Annotated in this window: 1 protein-coding gene; it reads right to left on the reverse strand. The window is 63.0% G+C overall.

Features of this window, described 5'->3' with window-relative positions:
• Nucleotides 1-1,086 (reverse strand): HAMP domain-containing protein (locus tag AC629_RS43470; protein ID WP_143199922.1); only part of this gene is annotated, 1,086 nt, incomplete at its 3' end.
• Nucleotides 1,087-1,369: the final 283 nt, after the last annotated feature.

A 1,369-nucleotide genomic window follows, 5' to 3' on the forward strand; every position in this document is an offset into this window, starting at 1 on the left:
CTCGCCGATCTCGTCCTTGCGGCCGAGGCCCGGCAGCACGACGTCGAAATTGCCCGAGGCAAGCTCACGCATCGCCTTGCACATCGCGATCATCGGACGCGAAATGCCATTGCCGAGCATCAGTGCCAGCACGGCGCCGATGGCGAGCCCGCCCAGCGCCAGCATCAGCATCAACCGCTCGGTTTCCCCGATCGTCGCATTGGCGCTGGCCTCGATGCGCTGCTGATCGGCTGAGAGGTCCGACCGCAGCTCGGCCGAGAGCTTGAGGATGGACGCGGCCGTCTTGGTCATCTCGCCATTCTGCTTGACGATGACCTTCACGTTCTCGGTCAGCTTTGCGAAGGAGGTGCGGTACTGCTTCAGGAGATTGCCGATCTCGGTGACGCGGTCCGTGATTTTCTGGTCGTTCGCATAGATAGAGACCAGCAGGGTCTCCAGGAACTTGATGCGGGCGATCACGCCGTCGGCGGTCTTCGGCTCCGGCTTGACGACGAAAGCGCTCACCGAGGTGGAGACCGCCAGATATTGCGAGGTAACGTCCTTGGCCGTGGTCTGAACCGAGTTCAGGCCCGCCAGTGCAGCGGTATCGCCGAGATCGTCGAACTTGAAGCGGATCTTGTTGCCGACGCTATTGAGCTCATCGGTCGCGATCTTGTTGTTCTCGCGCGTCAGGGTGACGATTTCGCCGAACACCTTCGTGAAGCGCTGGAATTCGGCTTCGAGCTTGCCGACCTGGTCACGGCGGGCAGCTCCGGTCGTGGCCGCCATCGACTTGGCGATCGCGCCCCTCAGATTCTCCTCGGCCGCCTTTGCCGCGGTCTCGTCATCGGCCGCGCCGGTCAGCGTGTAGGCCCGCGCCAGTCCCTGATAGCTGATCAGCTCGCGATCGACCGTCCGCGCGAGGTCCGCTTCCGATACGCTGGTGCGGTAAGAGGCCACAGCCCCCTGGATCCGCTCGAAGCCGAAATAGGCGAAAGCCATGCTGGCGGCGAGGATCGCAAGTACCGCCACGAAGCCGAGGATGATTTTTGCGCGAAAGCGCAAGGTGAACAGCTTCGACGTGCTCGGCTTGGACTTGACGGACATTCCCCACCCCATTCCATTCGCGGAAAACCAGGCGCAGCCCGGAAGCAGCCCGCTCCCCGACTCGTATGCACGGTAAGGGGCAAAGGATAAGCGGCGGTAAATTTATGGCGTCCGCAACTTGCGGTTAGGCGACGCGGCGATGTGATTTGGCAAAGGCTCGGAGTTACCGCCTTCGTGCCACGACCACGGCCTGTGATTATCCCGACGAGCGCAAGCGCTCGCGCGGAGGTCCCGGGTTCGCTTCGCGCCCCGGGACGACAGCAGAGTATGAGGCGGCAGCGAG

It is taken from the genome of Bradyrhizobium sp. NAS80.1 (genome assembly GCF_001908205.1).
In the GTDB taxonomy this organism is placed as follows: domain Bacteria; phylum Pseudomonadota; class Alphaproteobacteria; order Rhizobiales; family Xanthobacteraceae; genus Bradyrhizobium.